This window comes from Streptomyces sp. NPDC005820 (assembly GCF_040630255.1).
Classification (GTDB): domain Bacteria; phylum Actinomycetota; class Actinomycetes; order Streptomycetales; family Streptomycetaceae; genus Streptomyces.
In genome coordinates this window covers 1-1,858 of the sequence record NZ_JBEXXE010000122.1, presented here as the reverse complement: position 1 = coordinate 1,858, position 1,858 = coordinate 1, and the positions used below count along the sequence as shown (strand labels likewise).

1 protein-coding gene is annotated in these 1,858 nt (G+C 70.6%); it reads left to right on the top strand.

The features are described from left to right. Positions 1-374: 374 nt before the first annotated feature. Positions 375-1,858 (top strand): MarR family winged helix-turn-helix transcriptional regulator (locus tag ABZ464_RS51975; RefSeq protein WP_359290041.1); only part of this gene is annotated, 1,484 nt, incomplete at its 3' end.

Below are 1,858 nucleotides of genomic sequence, written 5' to 3'. Positions count from 1 at the left end.
AGGCGATGAGGCTGTGACCTGCTAGGACGGGTTGCAGAGGCGTTCGGAGGCAGTCAGAGGAAACCGCTCTGATTCGACCCCGGTTCGACCCGGGTAGCTCGGAGGCAGTCAGAGGCATCAGCCCCTGAAACTGGCCTTTGAGGGACCTGAGTTGACCGGTGCGGATCACGGGTGGGCGACTCTGGCGGGGCTCTGTATCGACCTCGGTCGAGCTGCGATGGGGACGCCTGCCTCCGCTCGGGACCGGGCTTACTAGGGCCTCCAGGACGGCCATCCTGGGGATCTTGCCGGCGCCGATGGAGGTCGGTTCCGGACGCTGCCCGTGGTTTTAGCGGGCCTGGGTGGCGTCCACGTCTTTGCGAGACGACCCCACCGTGCCAGACAGCACCCATCACGCCCCCTCTCAACGACGCTCGGCCCAATTCCACGGCGGTCTGGGCCACGCACAACTGCCGTCGGCCGCGACCGATCTCATTCTGCTCGGAGACCTCACCGGCCGCTACGCCACCGGCAGTTACAGCCGACTCGCCTCCGACGGGCGGACGGTGAATCTGCGCGGGGACCGCCAGGGCGCGGCCGAGCACGGACACCGGATCACCGCGGCCATCGCCTGCCACGTCGCCCGCGCAGGCGGCACCATCGACCAGCTCACGCAGCTGCTGCTGCACCCCGACCACGAAGGCGGACGGCACACCCGGCACATCGCGCTGCGCTCCGGGCAGGCGCGCGCCCTGGACTACCTCCGCCGGGTCTGGACCAGCGCCTCGACCGCCGTCAGCACCACCTTGCCGCTGGGATCCCGTCATGACGCGTACGAGGTACTCGCCGCGCTGCGGGACCGCATCGAGACCACGCCCTGGCGCGGGGAGCGGGGACGGACCGCGCTGCGGGTGCTGCGGGCGCACCTGAACTTCGCCGAGATCGGCGGCGGACTCCTGCACCACGCCAGTGAACGCCAGACCGCGGAGGAAGCCGGGATCTCCCGCACGACACTGCGAGCCGTCTACGAGACGGTCCTGAAGCCGGGAGGCTGGCTTCGCCGCCTGCGCGTGGGCCATGGCCGGGAGAGCTCGACGTGGTACCTGGGCGACGGCAGCACCCCCGGTCACAGCGGCCCGGCTCTGCTGTCGCGTTTCCGGACCACTCAGTACCCCCCCGACCCGGCGCTTGAGGAGTGGACCGCCCCTGAGACGGCCACGACGGCCGACATCGACTCCACCGTCCTCGCACGTCTGATGGGCCACGACGCCTTCGCCCACCACGGCCTCGGCAGCGCCGCTCTCCTGATCATCAGCGCACTGCACGTACGCCAGGATCAGACGGCCGGCGAGCTCGTCGGTACGTCCTCGGTCTCCCGCGCCACCACCTACCGGACGCTGAACCGCCTCGCCGACCACGGCCTCGTCCAGCACACCGGACAGACCTGGGCCCTCGCGCCACGTGCACTCGAAGGCTTCGGGATCAGCCTCCCCGACGTGGACACCGGCCTCGCCGCGGAGCCGGCTCAGGGCTGGGACAAGATCGCCGAGCAACACGACACCTGGGGCATCGCGGCCCGGCGCAAGGCCCTACACAAGGCGGAGCGTGCGGCCTACCAGGAGGCACTGGCCCGGTTTACGGAGCACCGCAGCAGGGCTGTGGTGCTCGTCCACGACGGCCGTCAGGTCCTGGTCCCAGCGCCTCGCCCCGACGAGATCCCGGCGACATGGCACACCCAGGACGGACGCGTCGTCGACCCGGTCACGGGCCGCCCTGCCGCCGAATGGCGCATCGCCACCGACGGCCGACTGATCCTCATCACCCCATCCGACCAGCGCAGTTACGACGAGCTGGCCGCCGCCCATGCCGAAGCCCTCAG